Annotated in this window: 17 protein-coding genes and 4 pseudogenes; 15 read left to right on the forward strand and 6 right to left on the reverse strand. The window is 61.0% G+C overall.

Annotation, left to right across the window (positions count from 1 at the left end):
• The 9 genes and pseudogenes from E1N52_RS41285 to E1N52_RS41325 all read left to right on the forward strand — a co-directional run.
• A pseudogene (locus E1N52_RS41285) lies at window positions 1–140 on the forward strand (IS5/IS1182 family transposase); the annotation flags it as partial.
• A 465-nt stretch (window positions 141–605) separates the two neighbouring features.
• Entirely contained in the window at window positions 606–1,559 is a 954-nt protein-coding gene (locus E1N52_RS41290) for a 3-hydroxyacyl-CoA dehydrogenase NAD-binding domain-containing protein (protein WP_133190683.1), read from the forward strand.
• Between the two features lie 245 nt (window positions 1,560–1,804).
• Complete coding sequence (locus E1N52_RS41295) at window positions 1,805–2,245, forward strand: hypothetical protein (protein ID WP_133190685.1); 441 nt, start codon at window positions 1,805–1,807, stop codon at window positions 2,243–2,245.
• Between the two features lie 19 nt (window positions 2,246–2,264).
• Window positions 2,265–2,561 (forward strand): hypothetical protein, encoded by a 297-nt coding sequence (locus tag E1N52_RS41300; RefSeq protein WP_133190687.1) that lies wholly within the window; start codon window positions 2,265–2,267, stop codon window positions 2,559–2,561.
• A gap of 49 nt (window positions 2,562–2,610) precedes the next feature.
• Window positions 2,611–2,970, forward strand: coding sequence for a hypothetical protein (locus E1N52_RS41305; RefSeq protein ID WP_133190689.1), 360 nt, complete (start codon window positions 2,611–2,613; stop codon window positions 2,968–2,970).
• A 3-nt stretch (window positions 2,971–2,973) separates the two neighbouring features.
• Window positions 2,974–3,261: a YtcA family lipoprotein gene (locus E1N52_RS41310; RefSeq protein ID WP_133190691.1), complete on the forward strand. Its 288-nt coding sequence runs from the start codon at window positions 2,974–2,976 to the stop codon at window positions 3,259–3,261.
• 19 nt (window positions 3,262–3,280) lie between these two features.
• Entirely contained in the window at window positions 3,281–4,339 is a 1,059-nt protein-coding gene (mdtN, locus tag E1N52_RS41315) for a multidrug transporter subunit MdtN (protein ID WP_133190693.1), read from the forward strand.
• Between the two features lie 9 nt (window positions 4,340–4,348).
• Window positions 4,349–6,475, forward strand: a complete 2,127-nt coding sequence (locus tag E1N52_RS41320; RefSeq protein WP_133190695.1) for an FUSC family protein — start codon at window positions 4,349–4,351, stop codon at window positions 6,473–6,475.
• Window positions 6,476–6,534: 59 nt separating this feature from the next.
• Window positions 6,535–7,959: an MdtP family multidrug efflux transporter outer membrane subunit gene (locus tag E1N52_RS41325; RefSeq protein ID WP_133190697.1), complete on the forward strand. Its 1,425-nt coding sequence runs from the start codon at window positions 6,535–6,537 to the stop codon at window positions 7,957–7,959.
• Window positions 7,960–8,052: 93 nt separating this feature from the next.
• On the opposite strand, the gene gad is transcribed toward E1N52_RS41325, so the two are convergent.
• The 4 genes and pseudogenes from gad to E1N52_RS45415 all read right to left on the reverse strand — a co-directional run bounded on the left by gad (window position 8,053) and on the right by E1N52_RS45415 (window position 12,153).
• On the reverse strand, window positions 8,053–9,432 hold the full coding sequence (gene gad / locus E1N52_RS41330; RefSeq protein ID WP_133190699.1) for a glutamate decarboxylase: 1,380 nt from the start codon (window positions 9,430–9,432) through the stop codon (window positions 8,053–8,055).
• 124 nt (window positions 9,433–9,556) lie between these two features.
• The gene (aspT, locus tag E1N52_RS41335) at window positions 9,557–11,248 is read right to left on the reverse strand and encodes an aspartate-alanine antiporter (RefSeq protein WP_133190701.1); all 1,692 of its coding nucleotides are present in this window, start codon (window positions 11,246–11,248) and stop codon (window positions 9,557–9,559) included.
• A gap of 364 nt (window positions 11,249–11,612) precedes the next feature.
• A pseudogene (locus E1N52_RS45135) lies at window positions 11,613–12,017 on the reverse strand (hypothetical protein); the annotation flags it as partial.
• A 7-nt stretch (window positions 12,018–12,024) separates the two neighbouring features.
• Window positions 12,025–12,153: a hypothetical protein gene (locus E1N52_RS45415; RefSeq protein ID WP_281282838.1), complete on the reverse strand. Its 129-nt coding sequence runs from the start codon at window positions 12,151–12,153 to the stop codon at window positions 12,025–12,027.
• 585 nt (window positions 12,154–12,738) lie between these two features.
• On the opposite strand from E1N52_RS45415, the gene E1N52_RS41345 reads away from it, so the two are divergent.
• On the forward strand, window positions 12,739–13,356 hold the full coding sequence (locus tag E1N52_RS41345) for a response regulator transcription factor (RefSeq protein WP_133190713.1): 618 nt from the start codon (window positions 12,739–12,741) through the stop codon (window positions 13,354–13,356).
• Window positions 13,357–13,419: 63 nt separating this feature from the next.
• Here the strand turns inward: E1N52_RS41345 and E1N52_RS41350 are convergent, their stop codons facing one another.
• A complete protein-coding gene (locus tag E1N52_RS41350; protein ID WP_133190703.1) occupies window positions 13,420–13,809 on the reverse strand; it encodes a response regulator transcription factor in 390 nt (129 codons plus the stop codon).
• 426 nt (window positions 13,810–14,235) lie between these two features.
• Between E1N52_RS41350 and E1N52_RS45140 the strand changes: the two are divergent.
• The 5 genes and pseudogenes from E1N52_RS45140 to E1N52_RS41370 all read left to right on the forward strand — a co-directional run.
• Window positions 14,236–14,628: pseudogene (locus E1N52_RS45140) on the forward strand (PAS domain S-box protein); the annotation flags it as partial.
• Window positions 14,611–16,080, forward strand: a complete 1,470-nt coding sequence (locus E1N52_RS41355; RefSeq protein ID WP_281282839.1) for a sensor histidine kinase — start codon at window positions 14,611–14,613, stop codon at window positions 16,078–16,080. The pseudogene E1N52_RS45140 and the gene E1N52_RS41355, both read left to right, overlap by 18 nt.
• Window positions 16,081–16,108: 28 nt before the next feature.
• Window positions 16,109–16,561: a response regulator gene (locus E1N52_RS41360; protein ID WP_133190707.1), complete on the forward strand. Its 453-nt coding sequence runs from the start codon at window positions 16,109–16,111 to the stop codon at window positions 16,559–16,561.
• Window positions 16,555–18,111, forward strand: a complete 1,557-nt coding sequence (locus tag E1N52_RS41365; RefSeq protein ID WP_425468209.1) for a PAS domain-containing protein — start codon at window positions 16,555–16,557, stop codon at window positions 18,109–18,111. The genes E1N52_RS41360 and E1N52_RS41365 overlap by 7 nt, the downstream gene beginning before the upstream one ends.
• 54 nt (window positions 18,112–18,165) lie before the next feature.
• Window positions 18,166–19,407 (forward strand): PucR family transcriptional regulator, encoded by a 1,242-nt coding sequence (locus E1N52_RS41370; protein WP_133190711.1) that lies wholly within the window; start codon window positions 18,166–18,168, stop codon window positions 19,405–19,407.
• A gap of 161 nt (window positions 19,408–19,568) precedes the next feature.
• On the opposite strand, the pseudogene E1N52_RS41375 reads toward E1N52_RS41370, so the two are convergent.
• Window positions 19,569–20,417: pseudogene (locus tag E1N52_RS41375) on the reverse strand (transposase family protein); the annotation flags it as partial.
• Window positions 20,418–20,701: the final 284 nt, after the last annotated feature.

The following is a 20,701-nucleotide window of genomic DNA, read 5'->3' on the forward strand; positions in this document are numbered from 1 at the left end:
GTTTCGGCTGGGCCAAGACCGTGGGGCGCATGCGCCAGGTGATGGTGCGTGGCTTGAAGAAGGTGGACCAGATGTTCGTGTTGAATATGGCGGCCTACAACCTTGTGCGCATGCGATCGCTGGCACAGGTGCGTCCATAGTGGCGGGAAAGCGGCAATGAGGCCAAAAAAGTAGCCTCAAACCGCCGAAACAACGTTGAATTCGCGTTGAGATTGCGCAATCTGAAAAATTTTGCGGCAGGAGCCGCGTAAGCGGAACAAGGCCGTCTCCGTTGGGCTGTATTTCAGCGGCCTGCTAGGGTCCGGTCACATTAATAACGGGTACGTGCCGGCGCTTCGCCAGTCGTGGCGATGCGCCGTACGACCGTTCAATTTCCCCTTCCTCCCCGTCCATTCGCCGCCGTTCGGCCTCGGCGGGACGCGATTGTCGAAGTGCACAAAGACTCTCGTTGGATTCTCCAATGTTTTGCCGTCGTGACATTGCTAGATTGAATTAACTTCTGCCTGAATACCCAGGCTGGGCGCCAGCATGGCGTGTGAGCGACAACGGGGTCCCTCGCGTTCGTGACGCCATGCATTGCGCATCTGACTATAAGGAACGTCTCAGTGACGAAGCAAATCAACCGTGTCGCGGTGATTGGCACGGGAGTGATCGGCGCGAGTTGGGCCGCATTGTTTCTCGCGAAAGGACTCGACGTCGTCGCATTCGACCAGGGGCCGGACGCCGGGCAGCGCTTGAGGCAGTATGTCGACGCGGCGTGGCCGGCGCTCGAAGCGCTTGGCCTCGCGCCCCGAGCCTCGCGCTCCCGTCTCACCTTCACGCGCGACTTGCCGGGCGCCGTGGCGGACGTTGGCTTCGTCCAGGAAAATGGTCCCGAACGTATCGACTTGAAGCGCGCGATATATGAAGGGCTGGACGTTCTCCTTCCACCCGACGTCCCCATTGCTTCGAGTTCCTCCGGCCTCACGATGAGCAACATCCAGGCGGGTTGCAAATCCCATCCACAACGCTGCGTGATCGGGCATCCGTTCAATCTTCCGCATCTCATTCCGCTCGTCGAGATCGTTGCAGGCGAACAGACGTCAGAGGAGACCGTCAACAAGGTCACGGCCTTCTATACGTCGCTTGGCAAGCGCACCATCCGTGTTCGCAAGGAGGTGCCGGGCCTTGTGGCGAACCGGCTACAGGCAGCGTTGTGGCGGGAGATGGTGCATCTCGTGGCAGAGGGCGTGGTGAGCGTGGCGGATGCCGATACCGCGGTGTGTCATGGCCCCGGACTGCGATGGGGATTGATGGGGCCGACCATGCTGTTTCATCTCGGCGGCGGAAAAGGCGGCATCGAAAATTTTCTCGATCAGTTCACCGGACCGATGACCGCATGGTGGAAAGCGCTGGGGTCGCCCGAACTGACGCCGAATATGCAGCAGGCGATCATCGACGGTGCGCGGCGCGAGGCAGCGGGCCAGTCTGTTGGCGACCTTACGGCGCAATGCGAGCGCATGCTGCTTGACCTGCTGAAACTGCGGCAGGGCGTGGACTCCGAGGCAAGCACCTCATGAAAAATGCGCGTGCCAGATAAGCGCTGTTTCCTCCGTTCGTTCGTGTTCTGCGCTGGCCCCGGCATATACCAAAGGATGAGTCGGGCAAACAGCGAGTCAGGACCACCGACCCGTTCGTACAATAGATTTCTTCGCGTTGCCGGGCTACCTTGCAAGCGTGGACGGTACAGTTTCGCGGCTCGCTTTCGATGCCCCAATCACTGGCGCCGGCTCGAGAACGAAGGTGCGACGCGAAGAGGCGGGAAATGTTCAGGCAAGCCGAAAATGATTTTGGACCCCTAATTCAAGCGACTTCGGGCAACGTCGTGCACGATGACGTCCAGCCGACTGCGGGTCACGCCCTCATGATCGCGACGCTGCTGATCTGCTGGTGGTCTCTGGTGGAAACGGCGCTGGACTTCGTCACGGGAAATGGCAACAGGGACTTTGCTTCCGCCATCGCCGCCAACCTTATCGTGGTGATCGCCGGACTCGCCGTGGTCATGAATGTCCGCTTTGCTCGCGAAATTTTCGCGTTTCTCTGCGGCGTCAGCATTCTGGCACTCGGCTCCAGGCTTCCGCTTGCGTTCGGCGATTCGCTGTGGATGCCGCTGATCTCGCTGGTCGACTGCGGAAGCAAGCTCGTTTTTCTGGCTTTCGCCTGTGCACCGCCCCACGAGAATGGCACGCGGGCCGCGTCGCTCTGACAAGTCAGGGGCGTTTGGAATGAGACTTACCGAGCGATTCGTATGGGCGTTGCTTGTGCTGGCAGTGTGCTGGGTTCTGGACATGTCGGCGCACGAACGACACCGAGGGTTTTATGAACGATTGTTTAGCGAGCAGTGCGACGCCCGCGACTATGTCGTCGAGATATATCGCACTGCATGGACACCAAAGGATACGAAAGCAGCGGGCGACGAAGACGTGTCACTACGGCTGCCGCTCGCGCGCGCGAACGACGATAACGCGTGCGATCCCCTGCAGGATGGCGCTGAATCGTCCATAACGAAAGCTGCGCAATGAAGACATTGCACATCGCCGGTTGCGCGTGATTGGCCAATAGGAGAATCGTATGCATGAGTCGCAAGGTTCGGTGGATAACAACAGTGCCGATGGGTCATCCGACGTTGCGGTGGCGGCACTGGTCACCGCGATCGAGGGATCCGTTCTCGACGGGACGCTCGACAGCCGGTGCGCCGCCAGCCTCATCTGCCGACTGAAAGGAGAAGCGGCTCACATTGTTGAGAGTGGCTATTCCACGCCTGCAGGACGCTCAGAAATGGAACGCGCTTTTGGCGCCGTCGAGGCTGCGCTGCTAAGACATGACGCGCACCGTTTCGTAGCGACTTATGCAGCCTTGCGAGCAGGGGACGCCTTTTCACACATTGGCGTGCAATTGCCAGGGGCGAAATCCGGTTGGCAGGCGGAGTGACAGATGCCACTCACCGCGGGCGGGGATCCGAAGCGTCCAATTGGCGCCGCCGTGATAGCAACGATGTCCGTTTCAGGGTGCGCAAACTACTCGCCCTCGCTCAACGTGCTCGGCGCGTACTTTCCGGACTGGCTGTTTTGCATCGTCGCGGGCGTCGTGCTGACGGTCGTCATCTATCTGGTTCTGAAGCGCTTCGCGGCGGACCACCTGCTTGCGCCCGCTGCCGTGGTGTATCCCACGCTGGTCGCATTCCTGTCACTCGCCCTCTGGCTGGCGTTGTTCCAATATTGAATCCGCTTCAGGTGAGCTAATGGCGACAGGTGCGAGCAAGACCAGGAAGAAGGCGTGGCCGGCGGTTCTCCTGGTCGTGCCGACGCTGTTGCTGCTCATTTTCGTGATCCGGCTGTTGGACCGCTCGCCTCGTACCGACGATGCCTATGTCTATGCGGATACGATCGATGTCGTGCCCGAGGTCAACGGCCGCATCGTCGAACTGGCGGTGCGCGACAACCAGGCCGTAAAGCAGGGTGATTTGCTGTTCCGCATCGATCCACGTCCGTATGAGGATGCGCTGGCGAGAGGCAAGGCATCGCTCGTCGCGCTCGATCGTCAGATCGAACTGACTCAGCGCACAGTGAACGCGCAGCAGTACAACGCACAGTCGGTGCGCGCGGCAGTCGAACGCTCCCGTGCCGCGGCGAATCAGGCGTCCGACACCTTGCACAGGATGGAGCCGCTGCTCTCGCACGGCTATGTGTCGGCAGAGGATGTCGACCGCGCACGCACCGCGCAGCGCGCAACCGAGGCCGAACTCAGCGCCGCGCAGCTACAGGCCCAGCAGGCGGCTGCGGCCGTGAGCGGGGTAGACGCGCTGGTCGCGCAGCGTGCCGTCATCATGGCCGAGATCGCGATTGCCGAACTGCACCTCGAATATGCAACGGTGCGCGCACCATTCGACGGACGCGTTGTGTCGCTGAAGACATCGACGGGGCAGTTCGCTTCCACACTCAAACCGGTCTTTACGTTGATCGACACGCGCCACTGGTATGTGGTCGCGAACTTTCGCGAGACCGAACTCAAGGGAGTGCGCGCAGGCACGCCCGCCACCGTCTACCTGATGAGCGACACGGGGCAGCGCTTTCACGGCGTAGTCGACTCGATCGGCTACGGCATCGCTTCGGATGAGGCCGGCCTTGCCCTGCCTGGCGGTCTGCCGCGCATCGAGCGCACGCTGAACTGGGTGCACGTTTCGCAACGCTTCCCGGTGAAGATCCTCGTGGGCAATCCGAACCCTGAGCTGTTTCGTGTCGGCACGTCAGCCGTGGCCGTGTTGTGGCCTGGACGCGGCGATCGCGGCGAAGGCCATTGAGGAGCACGGATGGCCGCTGCCGACTACCTGCCCGACACGCTGCGCGATGCCGGCGCATTCCTGAAGCAGGAGCTAGCGACGTTCCCCGGGCGGACGAACGTGACGTTGCGGTGCATGCTGACGAGCGCGATCGTGATCGTAGTATCGATGGCGCTCGAAGTGCCCGAACTTGCATTGTCGCTGCTGGTGGTGTTTTACGTCACGCAGTCGAACGTGGTGTTCACGCGGCTCGTCGGCATCATGTTCATTCTGGGATCGACGCTCGGCATCGGCCTGTCGATTCTGCTGCTGAAGTTCACGTACGACTATCCTTTGGTGCGCATCGTCATTGCGAGTCTGGTGTTCTTTTGCAGCGCGTACCTGATTCGCGTGCTGAAAATCGGCGTGGTGTTCTTCATTGTCGCCATTGTCGTCATCTACGTGCAGAGCTTCGTCGACCGGACCGACCAGGCCGACCTTCTGATCCGCGCGGTATTGTGGGTGTGGGTGGCCGTCAACTATCCGATCGCGCTGACGCTACTGGTCAATACGCTGCTGTTGCCGGCGGAGCCGCAGTTGCAACTCAAGGCGGAGATTCATCGGCAACTTGAGGCGCTCGACGTCCGGCTCGTGCAGCTGATCGAGGGCGGCGCGAGCAATGCGCCGCTTACGCCCCTCACGTCGGCGGACGTCCAGCAAGGCGCGTTGACGCTGCAAAAGCTGCTGCGGTTCGCGACGATGCGCGACGCCCACTATCGCGAGCATCAGGCGACGCAACTTGCATGCATCGCGACGGTATCGCGTCTTTATCGCGCGGCGAGCGAGCTGCCGCGCGAGTGGCGAGGCGCGTCGGCGGCACAATTGAAGATGCTGCACGAACTGCATGCGAACGTGCGCGCGCTCGACGAATCGGTGGCGCTGGGCGAGCCGTATCGCTACGTGAGCACCGTCACTGCCGTTGAACGCAACGCCGCCGACACGATTCCCGCAGCCGCGGAATCGCAGCGGGCGCTGCATGCCTACGCCGACCTCCTCGCGAGCGACGCGACGCCAGGCGCTTCCGCTCCGAGCGAACCGATGGTCGCGCCCGACGCGTGGACCAACCCGGCCTATGCACGCTTCTCACTGAAGACATTGCTCGCGGTGTTGATCTGTTACGTGTTCTATAACGCCGCAGACTGGCAAGGCGCCCATACGATCATGCTGACCTGCCTGATCGTCGCGCTGCCAAGCCTCGGCGCATCGGCACAGCGTGCGTTGCTGCGGCTTGCCGGGGCCGCGATCGGCAGTGCGCTAGCGCTGTTCATGGTCGTGTTCGTCGTACCGCGCCTCGACGAAATAACGGGGCTGCTGCTGATGACGCTGCCCGTCATCGCGTTCGGGGCGTGGATTGCGGCCGGCTCGGAGCGAATCGGCTACGCCGGCATCCAGCTGGTGTTCACCTTTTCGCTGGCATTGCTCGCGCGATTCGGCCCAGTCATCAATCTCACGGAAATCCGCGACCGCATGGTGGGCATCCTGCTGGGCGTTGGCGTCGCGACCTTCGTGCAGATGTCGTTCTGGCGGGAAGGCGAGGGCGACGTGCTGCGGCAGAAGCTCGCCACCATGCTGCGGGCGATCGCCGCTCAATTGCGCCCATCGCAAACCGGTGTGGCCGGGCATGACGAATTACCCTACGCACAGCGCCAATTGCAGGCCTGGGCCGTGCTGGCCGATTGCGAGGCGACGCTCTCCCGTGTCGCACTCGAGCCCGACTGGCGGGAAACGGACCAGCCGCAATTGACGCTGCGCGCGCAAACCGTTCTCGCACAGGGGCGCGAGATCATGCTGGCGGGCGATGCGTTGCGTACGCTGGCGACGCAGGCCGAAGTATCCGACCCAGGAACCGCCGAAGCCGTGCGTACGGCCCAGGAGCAGGCATCAGCCGAGCTTGCCCGATATGCGGAGGGACTGGCAGCGAATCCACCGGCAGCCCGCGCACCGCGACGCATCGAGGTCGTTGCGCAAGCCGGCGAACCGGCGCTCGCGACTGGCGCACCGCTCTTCGAGGCCGCGGACGAGCTGTCGCGGCAGGTCGCGGGCTTGCCGGAATGGGCTGCTGACGCCGGCCTCCCGGAGCCCGCTGGGGCGCCATCGTCACAGGTACTGCGATCATGATCGCGCGGGCGCATTGGCGACGCGTGTCGTGGCACCGACGCTGCCTGTGTATCGCGTGGATGGCATCCATGCTGCCGGGCTGCGCGCTGATTCGCCATGACAGCCCGCCGTATACCGAGATCGCGCCCACGCAGATCAATCTCGCGAACGATATCCATCTCGCGCGCGACGGCTGGCCCGCCGCCCGCTGGTGGACGCGCTACAACGACGCGCAGCTCGACGCGCTAATCGACCAGGCCCTCGCCAATGCTCCGACGATGGTGATCGCGCGCACCCGCGTGGCGCAGGCAAAGTCGGACGTCGACCTCGTGAGGACAGGATCGAGCCTGCAAGTCAGTGCGCTTGCCTTGCTCGATCGCGAGCATGTCTCGGCGAACGGGTTTCTTGGACCGTTCGCGCAGAACGAGCCGGCGTTGGGTCTCACGGGCCCGTGGTACACCGAGGGCGTCGTCGGACTGGGCGCTAGCCTGAACGTCGACATTTGGGGCAAGCAGCGCGCGCAGATTGCGGCTTCGATTGGCGTGACGAACGCGAGGCTTGCGGAGACATCGGCGGTCGAACTCGAAATATCGGCCGATGTCGCGCAGCTCTATTTCGGCATTCAGACGAATTACCAGCTTATCGATCTATTGAACGAATCACACGAGATCGCGCAGTTTGCGGTGCAGGCGCACGAGGCGCGCGCGGCGCGCGGCCTCGAGCCCCGTACGCAGTTCGAAGAGGCACGTGCGCAGCAGATGGCCGTCGAACAGCAGATCGTATCCACGCAGGCACAGATCAAGGAGTTTCGGGAATCGTTGCGGGCGCTCGCCGGTGCGGGACCCGACGGCTTGCCGGAGATCAGGCCCGTTGCACTGCCGGCCTCGCAGGCTGCCTTGCCGGCGACGCTCTCCTATGAGCTTCTCGCCCGGCGCCCCGACTTGCAGGCCATGCGCTGGTATGTGCAGTCGTCCTTCGACCGGATCGACTCGGCGAAGGCGGCCTTCTATCCGAGTTTCGACATCAAGGCGTTTTTCGGCTACAACGCCTTGCATCTCGCCGATCTGTTCACGCACGCAAGCCGGCAGATCAACTTGATTCCGGGCCTGTACCTGCCGATCTTCGATGGTGGCATGCTCAACGCGAACTTGAGCGGCGCGCGCCAGGGGAGCAACCTGTTGATCGAGCAATACAACCAGGCCGTGCTCAATGCGGTTCGCGATGTCGCGCAGACGGGTAGCCGTTTGCAGGCGCTCGACGCCGAAACCGATTTGCAAAAGCAGCGCATCGAATCGGTGACGTTCACGAGAGACAGTGTCGAAGCGTCCTGGCAGCGAGGACTGACCAGCCAGCTCGCGGCGCTCGAGGCGCGCCAGCCGGTGATTGCCGAGCAGGTCGCACTGCTCGCGCTGAACGGGCAGGTGCTTAGTCAGGAGGTCGCGTTGACGAAGGCGCTCGGTGGTGGCTATCGCGCCGATGCGCCCGTGGAACTTAAGCCTCGCTGAAGATTGACGTCAGTGCGATGCGCCCCGAGAAAAACGAGCCCGAGGCGCCAAAGATAAGCAATCAGTGAAAGGCCGGACATCCGGCCCGACAAATCAGCACTTCGCCGGCGACCTGTTCTCCGGCGCGTGCTGGTGCAGCTTCGGTGCGGTCGCGCTGCCGCCGTGAGTCTCGAGGTACTTGCACGCATTCACGATGTCGCGCGCCAGCATCTGCGCCACATTGTGATTGATGTGCGGGCGGACCACCACGCGCAGGCTCTTGACTTCCTCGGCGTTGGCCGGCATCGAATACGCGGAAAGCACCCAGCCCTTTTCACGGACCTTGTTGGACACATCGAATTCGTTGAACTTCGTGACGCTCTTGTCGAGCGTGACGGCCACCACCGGAATGCGCTGCTGCTCGTTCATGATCGTGAAATAGCCGCTGTCGACGAGTGTCTGACGCAAGGCGATGGCGTTGTCCAGCGTCTGGCGCATGATCCGCTGATACCCGTCGAAACCCAGGCGCAGGAACTGATAGTACTGAACGGCGATCTGGAAAGCGTTGCGGCTGAAGTTCAGCGTAGCTGTCGGCATTTCGCCGCCCAGGTAGTTCACATAGAACACGAGGTCCTCATTGAACACGCTGCGTTGGCGGAAGATTACCCAACCCAGTCCCGGCGGCGTGAGCCCGTACTTGTGCCCCGATGCGTTGATGGACTGGACGCGCGGCAGCCGGAAGTCCCAGCGGTAGTCCGGGTAGAGGAACGGGTTGACGAAGCCGCCCGACGCGCCGTCGATATGCATCGGAATCGAAATGCCGGTCCTTGCTTCATAAGCGTCGAGCCAGTCGTGAATCCCCTGGATGTCGTCGTCCTCGCCGGTGAAGGTTTGCCCGGCGATGGCAACGACAGCGATCGTATTTTCGTCTACGTACTTCTCCAGTTCGTCCGCCGTTAGCCGATAGTTACCGGGCTTGAGCGGAACGATCCGCGGTTCCACGTCGAAATAGCGCAGGAACTTCTTCCAGACGATCTGGACGTTGCCGCCCGTCACCATATTGGGGCGTGTGGCGTCCTTGCCGTCCCGTTCCCGCTTCTGGCGCCAGTTCCATTTGTGGGCGAGACCGGCGAGCATGCACGCTTCCGATGAGCCAACCGTTGCGGTGCCGTACGGTTCGACGCCCTCCGGTCCGTTCCAGAGCTGATGCAGCCATCTCACCATGCGTGTTTCCATGGCGAAAAGCTGCGGATACATGTCGTGGTCGATATAGTTCTTGAACATGTTTCGCTTGGCGATCTCGACCGCTTCAGGCTCGGCAAAGGTCGTGACGAACGATGACATGTTCAGCATCGGGTTCGTGTCGGTCCATTCCTGACTGAGGACGAGTGCTTCTGCTGCCCGTGCAGCGATCCCGTGTTGAGGAAACTCGTTTTCCGGCACGTTGATATTGAACTCTTCATACGACGACACTGCTGCAATTGGCGTAGCCATTGACTATCTCCTGGGGTTGAACATGCCATCGGCAAGATGCGCTTTGCCGGGTGATGCAACTGCTGAGGCGGCGTGACAGGGCACGCCGGGTGCGCTTCATTGAATGCGTACGGGGCGGTGGGGGCTACTTGAGTATCATGACGACGACCATCCCCCAGATCGTCAGCAGCGTATTGCCGACCGCGTAGGTGACGGTGTAGCCGAGCCCTGGAACCTGACTTTTCGCGGCGTCGCAGATCATTCCCAGGGCTGCTGTTGTCGTGCGGGCGCCGGCGCAGCAACCCAGCACGATTGCGGGATGGAACCTGAACACATACTTCGCGATGAACATGCCTAGAATCAGCGGGACCGCGGTCGCGAAGATGCCCCACAGAAAGAGGCTGACGCCGAGTTGCTTCAGGCCGAGCACGAAACCCGGCCCCGCCGTGATCCCCACCACGGCGATGAACACATTCAGTCCTACTGAGTTCATGAACCAGATCGTGGGCTCGGGAACACGTCCGAACGTCGGGTGGATCGCGCGCAGCCAACCAAACACGATTCCGGCGATCAACGCGCCGCCCGCCGTGGAGAGTGTCAACGGAACGGCACCGATATTGATGGTGATCGCGCCAACGAGCGCACCGATCGTGATCGCCAGCCCGACGAAGGCAACGTCCGCTGCATTGGTCGCCCGGTCGAGCGTGCCCAGTGCTTTGGCTGCTGCAGTCGTGTCCTGGGTCCGGCCAACGAGCGTGATCGTGTCGCCGCGGTGAAGCTGCGTGCTCGGAAGCACGGGAATCGGCGTCTCGGTCGGGCCGCGCTTGATCTTGCGGATGAAAACGCCGCGCGCCGCGGGAAGCGTGGACAACTGCTGAAGTGTCTGGCCATCCACATCCTTTGCGGAGACATAGACATCGACTCCCTCGGCAGGAACCGCGAGGAGTTCGGCGTCGTCGATCTCGGCCCCGTTTGTGCCCAGCGTGGACACGAGCTGGTCGCGGCGCCCGGCGACGGCCACGACGTCACCGGTTGTCAGGACGTAGTCTAGCCTTGCTTCCTCGATTGCGGTGCCGCGTCGGATACGTTCGATAAACAGACGCATGCCCTCGGCTTCCAGGGCTTCGACCTGGCGGACGGTCAGGCCGACAAAAGGGCTCTCGCTCGCAATGCGAAACGCGCGCAGTTCGTATTGGTGCCACGCGCTACCCGCGCTGACGATCTGCTGCGTGCCGCCGAGGCTGGCTTCGTATTCCTTGCACGCCTTGACGAGATCGATCCGCAGGAGCTTCGGGCCGAGTTGGGCGAGGATGATGGCGGAGCCGACCGTGCCGAATATATAGCTGACGGCATAGGCGGTCGGCATGGCATCGAGCAACGCCTTCGTTTGCGAGGCGGGTAGTCCGAGTCGGCCGATGGCGTCCGTCGCCAGCCCCATCGACGCCGAAATGGTCTGTGAGCCAGCGAGAAGGCCGGCGGCGGAACCGACGCCGTAACCAGCGATTTTGGCGGCGGCAATGGGGGCGGCAAGACACAGGACGCACTGGACAACCGAGAAAAGCGCCTGAGGGATGCCATCCTTGGCGATGCCTCTGACGAACTGCGGTCCGACTCCGTAACCTACGGCAAAGAGGAACATCAAAAAGAATATCGACTTGACATTAGCGGAGATGGGAATGCCTAGCTGTCCGATGGCGATGGCCGCAAGCAACGTCGAGGTGACGGCGCCGAGACTGAAGCCCCGATAACTCTTTCCCCCCACCCAATATCCGATCCCTAGCGACATAAAGATCGCTATCTCAGGATGGCTGCGCAGCGTTAATACCAGCCAGTTCATTTTGTGATCCTCCGTAGCATGTGCTTCAAGAAGTCAATGAAAAGAAAACAACGTTGTATTCCTAAGTAAAATATCGAGAACATTTGTGCGCTCACTTCGATTGCGGCGGCGGTGATCACGTTCTCCGCCGACTTCTGCGTCACTTGTCACGGGGGTGTCATACAAGCCGTTGCCCGGCGTCAGATGCTACGTGCGGATCGTGGGCGACTCGCGGCTACATTTGCACAGCAGGAGGGGGCGACGTGGTCGAGCGCTTTCGTGGGGAATCGCGAGCCTGCGTTGTCCGCGTACGAGGTGGATGCTTTGCCGGAGAGCGCGCGTTGTAATCAGGAGCCGGACCGTCCTCCGGCACCGAATGGAAGCATTCAGTGCTCAGGCCGTATTCACGCGCGATCGATAGCAGCCTGTCTGCCCAATCCCAGACGCCGTATATATCGTGAACGTTTTGCAGACAGACCAGCAGTGCGACAGTGCGTTTGTCGTAAATATCGATCCCGGCATTCAACAAGGCCTTACACAATGCGGCAACGCCGGCGTCCATGTAACGGGGCCAGCCGGTCCCGGACCCGGGCAGGTAGCGTACCGGAACGCCCTCCATCGCGGATCGGTAGTCGGACGGCCGTATGAAGCTGCCAACCGGACACCCGCCGCATGGGCCGCGGTACGCAGCGCCTCCGTTTGCGAGAATGCCGGTGCGGCGTTGCGAAAGCAGGTGATTGACGGAGCGGTCAAAGATTTCCTGATCGCTCAAAAAGCGGATGGTGCGAATGGTTGACCTACTGGACACAGATCACGTTCAGATCGACGGTTCTGCGATAGACGCTCTTGTTGAGCCACGGGACGAACGTGTACTCGACATACGCGTTGCTGCTCACAAAAATGCATGTATGTAGCGCACTGAACATCGTGGACTCCTAATCGTTGCCGGATATCATGAGGTCATCGACTGTGCGGTGGTGGAAGCTCAAGTTCTTTCCGTCGATGACACCAAAGGTACGCGTGCAAGGCGAGAAAAACCATCGTACGAACGGGTGGCGTGGTTCTTCATTCGCGTGAGCGGTTCATACAGGGGTATGCTCGGGTCATCTGGATGCTGGCGCCGCCAGGGAAACGGCGGGAGCGGTGCGAAGGAGGTCGTCAGGAAGCGCGAAGTCGTTCGCCGAGGGCGAGTGAATACGCGCCACTCGCGTTGGCTATACGAAGATATAGTCGTCCTGGACCAACGCCTTAATCGGGCAACCACATGCACGTTTGCCGATACGCAGCCGCTGCGGTATTTTTCACTCGTCGCTATTTGTCGGGCGTCGTTCGACTCGCCCGCGCAAGCTTTCAAAAAGCTTCTAACCCCGATACCCCATTTGGCCGCAATCAGAATAGGGCGGCAACAATCGGCCGAGAGGGCCGAACGAAAGACCTGAAATTAGGAGAAGCCGTTGAGTTCAGGATCTGGCTTGACTTCGACGAAGGGCGCGTCTGATGGTCCGCCGTCGATGGTGTATGTGATCGACGATGATGAAGCGGTGCGAATCGCACTTAACGCTCTCCTGCGCTCGGCCGGATTGCATGTGGAGACTTTCTCAGCCTGCCGCGAGTTTCTGGCGTTCCCGAAGAAGGCTGTGCCGAGCTGCCTGATTCTCGATGTGAGGCTGCAAGGCGAAACGGGACTGGCATTTCAGAAGGAGCTTGCAAAGAGCGAAATCCGGATGCCGATTGTTTTCATGACCGGATACGCCGACGTTGCGATGTCGGTCAGAGCCATGAAAGCCGGTGCCTTCGATTTTCTCGCCAAGCCGTTTCGGGACCAGGAGATTCTCGACGCCGTTACCGACGCACTGGCGCGCGACGGCGAACGTGTGCGGGCCGAACAGGCGCTTGTCGCGCTGCGCGCTGCCTTTGCTTCGCTGACCACGCGCGAACAGGAGGTCGTCCGTTATGTCATCTCGGGCCTGATGAACAAGCAGATTGCTGCGCAGATGAAACTCAGCGAAGTCACCGTCAAGATTCATCGAGGACACGCAATGAGAAAACTGGCTGCGAACTCGGTTCCGGATCTTGTCAGAAAGGCGGAAGCACTTGGCCTCAAACCGCAAGTGGACGGACCTTCCTGATAGCGTCGCCGTGTTGCGGGCGTCCCGGCGGCATCGTGCGGGGCCGGGTGCGCCAGCGGGCGATTACAGATTGCCTTGCGGCGGCGGCTCCTTCAACGCGAGGCTGAGCCAGCGCACCACGTCGTCGGCGGCAACGGGTTTCTCGAGCAAGACCAGTGCGCCGTTTTCAATGACTTCGGCGTGCAGGTCAGCAGTTGGAAACGCAGTGATGAAAATGGTGGGTGGTGCATTCCCCTGGCTACGAAGCCGGGCGTGCAGCGCGACCCCGGACATGCCAGGCATTCGTACGTCGGAAATCAGGCAGGAGGTGTCTTCCACGTGTCCGGATTCGAGGAACTCCTCGGCTGATGCGAAGGTGCGTACGTTCCAGCCCAACGAACGAACAAGGTTCGCAGTCGCGATACGGACTGCCTCATCGTCGTCAACGATCGTAACAACTTCAGACGTATCCACGAGAAGGACCCCGATCGTCGAGAAAAAGGAAGGTGTGCGGATGATATCGGCAGCGCATTGCGAAGAATAGTACGTGCATGCCGGAACAGAAATAATACGGATGTATGTAGCGCACGTGATGGAGTGCCAGGCATCTGCTGAATACCTCTATTTTGAGGGTACTCGTGCTCCTGGCCTTGCCGCTGTCGCGGCAGTGAAGCGTAGCGGAAGTGAGTCGTAAGGCACATCGGGAAGGCAGCATCCTTGCAGCGTGCGACGCGTTTGCTAGTATAAAAACCATGCCCTGTCGCGAAACGACAACGACACGGAACCCGCAAGGCCTCGACTCGCGAAGTCGGTCTGACGATCTGGTGGTGCGGTCCAGGGCAGTGTACCGCCGGCCTTACGCTCCAACCTTGAAAACGAGAATTCTTGCCAGGAGGTCAGATGGAGCAACGCAAAGAACTGAGCGGCCTGACTAACGAGCTCTTTCGGCAAGTCGTGGAGGCGGCTCCCAACGCCATGGTGATGGTGGACCGTGCCGGCAAGATCGTTCTCGTGAATGCGCAGGCGGAGAAGCTGTTCGGCTATGCGCGTGAAGAATTGATGACGAGAGGTATCGAAGCGCTCGTGCCCGAGCGTTTCCGATCCGGTCATCCGGGTTTCCGGAGCGCATACTACACCGACATGCGGAGCCGCCCGATGGGGACCGGCCGCGACCTCTACGCAATGCGTAAAGACGGCTCCGAATTCCCGGTTGAAATAGGACTCAATCCAGTCTCAACCGACGAAGGCACGTTCGTCCTCGCGGCCGTCGTCGACATCACCGAGCGCAGGAGGCAGGAGGAACGTTTCCGACAGGTCGTGGAAGCGGCGCCTAACGCGATGGTGATGCTCGATCGCGATGGCCGGATCGTCCTCGTGAATGCGCAGACTGAAAAACTATTCGGCTATCCGCGCAATGAACTGGTTGGCCAGAGCATCGAGGTACTCGTTCCCGAACGTTTCCGCTCGCGGCACCCGGACTACCGTGACGCGTTCTACAGCGACCTGAAGACACGTCCGATGGGGGCGGGCAGGGATCTATACGCGCGGCGCAAGGACGGATCGGAGTTTCCTGTCGAAATCGGCCTCAATCCCGTCTCGACGGACGAAGGCACGTTCGTGCTGGCCGCCGTCGTCGACATTACCGAGCGCAGGCGTCTGGAGGAGCGCTTTCGGCAGGTGGTGGAAGCGGCGCCTAACGCCATGGTGATGGTGGACCACGATGGCCGGATCGTTCTCGTGAACGCGCAAACGGAGAAGCTCTTCGGCTATCCGCGCAACGAGCTGATCGGGCAAAGCATCGAAGCACTCGTCCCGGAGCGTTTCCGTGCGCACCACCCGGAGTATCGCGCGTCGTTCTACAGCAATCTGACGAGCCGCCCTATGGGAGCCGGCCGTGACCTCTACGGGTTGCGCAAGGACGGCTCGGAATTTCCTGTCGAGATCGGCCTGAATCCGCTGTCGACCGACGAAGGGAAATTCGTCCTCGCAGCCGTGGTCGACATCACGGCGCGCAAGCACGCGGAAGATGAGTTGCTTAGAAAAACCGACGAATTGGCCCGCTCGAACAAGGACCTCGAACAATTTGCCTACCTGGCTTCGCACGACCTGCAGGAACCCTTGCGAGCAGTCGCCGGCCCCTTGCAGATGCTGCAGATGCGATACAAGGGGCAACTGGATAACCGTGCCGATGAGTTCATTTCACACGCGGTCGATGGCGCGACGCGGATGCAGGCGCTCATTAACGATCTACTCGCCTATTCGCGGGTCGGCCGCTCTGACGACGCGCGCCAGTTGACTGACTGCGCGCAGATACTCGATCAGGCGCTCAAGAGCCTGAGCGTCACGATGGAGGAAAGCGGCGCCGAGGTGAGGAAGGAAACGTTGCCTACGCTGGTGGCGATTCCGACGCACCTCACGCTTCTGTTCCAGAATCTCATCGGCAACGCCGTCAAGTTCCGCGACAAGTCACGCCCTGTACGGATCGACGTGGGTGCGACGCGCCAGGGCGAGGGGTGGCTATTCTGGGTCAAGGACAACGGGATCGGCATTGATCCGCAATACTTCGAACGGATTTTCCTGGTCTTTCAACGCCTGCACACGCGCGCAGAGTATCCAGGCACCGGGATTGGCCTCGCGCTTTGCAAGCGGATCGTCGAACAGCATGGCGGCCAGATCTGGGTCGAGTCTGCTCCAGAAGAGGGCGCGACGTTCTTTTTCACGCTGGGCGTCAAGAACGCAATCTGAAGCCGAACACGAAAGAGAGGAGACTACGATGCTTTCCGAAAATAGCGAGCAGATGTTTCATATCCTGATGGTGGAGGATAGCCCCACGGATGTGATGATGACGCGCGAGGCGCTGGAATATTACAAGGTGCTCAATCCGCTACACATTGCGGAGGACGGCGTGGAGGCAATCGAGTTCCTCAAGCGCGAAGGAAAACATGCAAACGCACCCCGTCCCGGCCTGATCATCCTGGATCTCAACCTGCCACGAAAGAGCGGCCAGGAAGTGCTTCAAGAGCTGAAAACCGATCCGGAATTGATGAACATTCCGGTCGTCGTGCTGACCACCTCCAAAGCCGAGGAGGACGTGGCGAAGTCATATGGCCTGCACGCGAACTGCTACATCACCAAGCCCGTCGACTTCGAGAAGTTCGTTCAAGTCGTGCGCAGCATCAACGACTTCTGGCTTGGCGTCGTGACGCTACCCCCCGCTAAATCGTGAATATCGATCATGAAATACATATCCTCCTGATCGAGGACAGCGCGACTGACGCACTGTTGATCGACAGGGTGCTCGAGGACGTGGCGGAGTTCAAGTACCACGTGGTGCGCACCGAATCCATGGCGGAGGGTGTCGCGCGCGCGCGGACCGCGCATTTCGACGTGGTGATCCTCGACCTGGGGCTGCCGGACGCAAAAGGGGGGCTCGACACCTTCAGGAAATTCCAGCAGCTGGTGCCCGACATGCCGGTGTTGGTTCTCACTGGACTGGACGATAATTCGGTCGGTCTGCTGTCCATCCAGCACGGTGCACAGGACTATCTCCTCAAGAAGGATATCCGCGCATCGGAACTGAGCCGCGCGATCCGTTACGCAATCGAACGCCACCGCGTCGCGGTGGAGCTCAGGGCGAGCGAGGAACGCTTTCAGCTCGCGGTGAGGGGCGCGACGGCGGGCTTGTGGGACTGGAATCCGCAGACGGGCGCGATGTACTTTTCGCCTCATTTCAAGGCAATCATGGGCTACGGGGAAAACGACCTGCCCAATGAAGCGAGCGTGCATCAGGAGGCCATTCATCCAGAAGACATCGATCGGGTGACGGCCTGCCTCACAGCGCATCTGGAGCACAAGAACGCCTACGACGTCGAATATCGTATCCGCACCATGTCGGGAGAATACCGATGGGTTCAGTCTCGCGGACAGGCGCTCTGGAACAATTCCGGCCAGCCCTATCGGATGGTGGGCTGGATCATCGACGTGACGGAGCGAAAACTGGCCGAAGAGGCACAGCGCGATTCACGCGAACGGGCGGCGGACGCGTTGCAGCAAACCCAGGCCGATATGGCGCGCCTGAACCGCGTCTTGATGCTCGGCGAAATGGCCGCTTCGATTGCGCACGAGGTCAAGCAGCCTGTGTCCGCGGTCGTCATGCATGCAACGGCGGGGTTGCGCTGGCTGGATGCCCAGCCTCCGGAGCTGGAGGAGGCACGGCAGTCGCTGAATCACATTCTCAAGCAAGGCAACCGGGTCGTGGAGGTCGTTGGCCACGTGCGATCGCTCGTCAAGCAGGAGCCGCCACGCGAGGATCCGGTCGATGTCAACGAGGCCATTGTCGAAGTGCTGGCTCTGATCAATGCCGAGTTGCAGAGAAACAGCGTGCGGTTGCAGACGCGGCTTTCCGCAAACCTGCCACCTGTGCTCGGGGACCGGGTCAAGATGCAGCAGGTGATCGTCAATCTTGTCATGAATGCTTCGGAGGCGATGAGCGCAGTGAGTGACAGACAGCGCGAGCTGACGATCGTCTCCGAGCGGAGTGACTCGAACGATGTGATAGTCGAGGTATGGGACACCGGATCAGGACTTCCACCTGGGAGTACAGAGCAATTGTTCCGCTCGTTCTACACCACCAAACCCAACGGGATGGGCATGGGACTCTCCATTAGCCGCTCGATTGTCGAGGCCCATGGCGGACGACTGTGGGCCACGCCTCGTGAGCCACACGGCACGGTGTTCCGTTTCACGCTGCCGATTGAGTCGAATGTTGCACAATAGCCGGAATCCTCGTTTTTGCCGGTTGCCTGTTCATCTCCAGGGAGCAATCCAACCATGATAGTCAGCATCCCGACGATCAGTGAGAGCTTGCGCGAACGCACGGCGCTGCTTGCAGCCAACCCGACGGCCGTGAACGAATGCGTATACGAGACTCTGATGGACGTCGAGGGCTATAAAGACCTAATGCCGTCAGTCAGGCAGGACATTGCAGCGTCGATCGAATTGACGGCCGGCTTGTGGTTCCAGTCGCTTCTGAAGCGTGAGCCGCCGTCGGCGGAAGACATGGATCGCTTTCAGGAATTCGGCCGCCGGCGCGTTCACCAGCGCGTGCCGCTGCAATCCGTGCTGCGGGCCTTCCGGATTGGATCGCGTGAGATCTGGCGCACTTACATCGCGCTGGGTGAAGACGATAGAAGCCTCATTGAAGAACTGCTGTTCGTCATCTCGCCGTATCTTTTCGACTTTTTTGACGTCATGGCGCAGAGCATCGCGCAAAGCTATCTCGAAGAGCAGTATCAGCAAGCACGCTGGCGTGAGGCATTGCGTCATCAGCTTTACAACATTGTCTTTTATACGCCGGAAGATCACGACGGCTTTCGGGAAACAGTGGAAGCGCTGGGACTCGATTCCACCGCACCACGTGTGGGGCTTGCCATCGACATCGATCTGCCCGAACACACGTCGTACGAACGCGAACGGGAACTCGACCGCATCGCACTTGCGTCAGCGCGTCATCTTGCTGCCGCGCCAGGCGATCTGGTGCGGGCGTGGCATCGTGGCAGGCTGATTCTGTGGGCTCCGTGCCTGCGAGGCGATTCGATCAATCGTATCGATCGCCTGACGGCAGATCGGGCCAGCACTCTGGCGGGTGCGGTGCCGGAGCTTCGTCGTATCGGCGTTGGTCTGATGAACGAAGGCGCGTCGGGCTGGGCGGCCACGGTTGACGAAGCGATCAGGGCTTTGGACTTCGCGCCAAAAAGCCAGGGCCGGCCGCAGGTCGCAATGTATTCGAGCATCCTCATCGAAGAAAGCGCGCGTCATGCAGCGAATGCGCGGCGCTACCTTGTCTCTCTGCTCGAACAACTCGCCAACGAGCCTGAACTGGTCGCGACGCTGCAGACTTATTTCGAACAGGGACAGCGGCGCGGGCAATCCGCGGCCGAACTCGGCATTCATCCGAATACGTTGAACTACCGGCTAGAGCGCATTGAAGCGCTGCTTGGTGCGAGCCTGGACGACGTCGGCTGGATTGAGAAGCTCGATATCGCGCTGAAGTTGCGCCGGGCGACGATGTGAACCGGTGGCCGGTTAGCCTGCGGGCAGCTCGAAAGCGGACACTTCTACTTAGCCACTACAACACAATGTCAAAGCCATTTTCAGATGTCGGGGTCCCGGCTAAATACAGATGTCGGGGTTGAGGTTGGTTCTGGGTGTGGTTGTTTTGCAGTCCTTTATATCTATCTGGAGGGGGTTTTTAGCACCGAGCCTCCCGGGTTGCGGTGAGTCCCCATTACCGCCGCATTCAAGTCCTCGAGCGTCACTTCGCGCTGCTTCCGTGCGCCAGGCAATGGTTTCGGTTTGCGTACCGCGGCGCCGCGATTGGTGCGGGATGGCGAGCCTGATACGCGACGGTTATCGCGTTGCGCCTGCAGCGCCTGGGCGACGCGCAGCGCATGGCCGAGCCGCTTGTGCTCGATCACGGCGCCCTGGTCGATTTCCGAGAGCTTGTCATAGGGGATACAGGGCAGTGCTGCACCACCGGCCCGCAGCTCGATGCGACCGTCCGGATACTCCCATACCTCGATGTAGCGGCCGATCAGCCGGCGGGTTGCCGGCGTGTCCTTCAGCAGCCAGATCACGCGGTCGTTCAGCAGCGTGAGTGAATCCGATACCTTGCGCTGTACCCGCCAGGTCAGGATTGCGTCGAGATCCTCGTCCGCACGCAGCGGCCGGTGTGCATCGAACCGGCTTCTGGGCGGCTTCGCGAAGCGGGCGTTGTAGGCCGCCATGAAGGCGGGGGCCCAGGCGTTCGCTTCGTCCAGCGTGCTGATGCCGCGCAGGCGCAGTTCCTTCACGAGGCGATCCTGCAGCGTCAGGTTGGCGCGCTCCACGCGGCCCTTGGCGGGGCTTGAGTTCGCGCAGAACGTGTCGATATTGAGCTCATACATCGCCCGGCCGAACTGGGTGACGCCTTTGCCTGCAGTCTCGGCGCGGCGCTTCACGTAAAAGACGCTCGCCTTGTCGCTGTAGAACGCCACCGGTTTGCCGTGGCGCTCCAGATACGCGCGCGTGGCCTCGAAATAGCTTCTATGGGGTATTCGAAGTCAAGCCCCCTCGATAGCGATTTTGATCGCCAGATTCTCTCTTTGGACTCCACGAGTTATCCTCGGCCTGCCGGCGGGGTCTCCTCATGTGGCCACGACGCCGGCAGGCGGTGGATAACTCGTGTGCGTCAACAAGTGGTTATCGGCTTTCTTTCCCTCCTGCTCAACACGTCAATAGTCTTTGGTTCGGAGCGCTCGATGTCGGGCGTATGCCCGATCTAACTTCTATCCGTGCCGGCACCACGGCCGGTCACCCTATACCGCAT

It is taken from the genome of Paraburkholderia guartelaensis, assembly GCF_004353905.1.
Lineage (GTDB): Bacteria > Pseudomonadota > Gammaproteobacteria > Burkholderiales > Burkholderiaceae > Paraburkholderia > Paraburkholderia guartelaensis.

Bases quoted from the DNA above. Each gene is read 5' to 3' on its own strand.
- E1N52_RS41360 (WP_133190707.1), top strand. From the start codon at position 16,109: ATGCTTTCCGAAAATAGCGAGCAGATGTTTCATATCCTGATGGTGGAG.
- aspT (WP_133190701.1), bottom strand. From the start codon at position 11,248: ATGAACTGGCTGGTATTAACGCTGCGCAGCCATCCTGAGATAGCGATC.
- gad (WP_133190699.1), bottom strand. From the start codon at position 9,432: ATGGCTACGCCAATTGCAGCAGTGTCGTCGTATGAAGAGTTCAATATC.
- E1N52_RS41300 (WP_133190687.1), top strand. From the start codon at position 2,265: ATGAGACTTACCGAGCGATTCGTATGGGCGTTGCTTGTGCTGGCAGTG.
- E1N52_RS41295 (WP_133190685.1), top strand. From the start codon at position 1,805: ATGTTCAGGCAAGCCGAAAATGATTTTGGACCCCTAATTCAAGCGACT.
- E1N52_RS41320 (WP_133190695.1), top strand. From the start codon at position 4,349: ATGGCCGCTGCCGACTACCTGCCCGACACGCTGCGCGATGCCGGCGCA.
- E1N52_RS41345 (WP_133190713.1), top strand. From the start codon at position 12,739: ATGGTGTATGTGATCGACGATGATGAAGCGGTGCGAATCGCACTTAAC.
- E1N52_RS45415 (WP_281282838.1), bottom strand. From the start codon at position 12,153: ATGTTCAGTGCGCTACATACATGCATTTTTGTGAGCAGCAACGCGTAT.
- E1N52_RS41325 (WP_133190697.1), top strand. From the start codon at position 6,535: ATGGCATCCATGCTGCCGGGCTGCGCGCTGATTCGCCATGACAGCCCG.
- mdtN (WP_133190693.1), top strand. From the start codon at position 3,281: ATGGCGACAGGTGCGAGCAAGACCAGGAAGAAGGCGTGGCCGGCGGTT.
- E1N52_RS41370 (WP_133190711.1), top strand. From the start codon at position 18,166: ATGATAGTCAGCATCCCGACGATCAGTGAGAGCTTGCGCGAACGCACG.
- E1N52_RS41305 (WP_133190689.1), top strand. From the start codon at position 2,611: ATGCATGAGTCGCAAGGTTCGGTGGATAACAACAGTGCCGATGGGTCA.
- E1N52_RS41310 (WP_133190691.1), top strand. From the start codon at position 2,974: ATGCCACTCACCGCGGGCGGGGATCCGAAGCGTCCAATTGGCGCCGCC.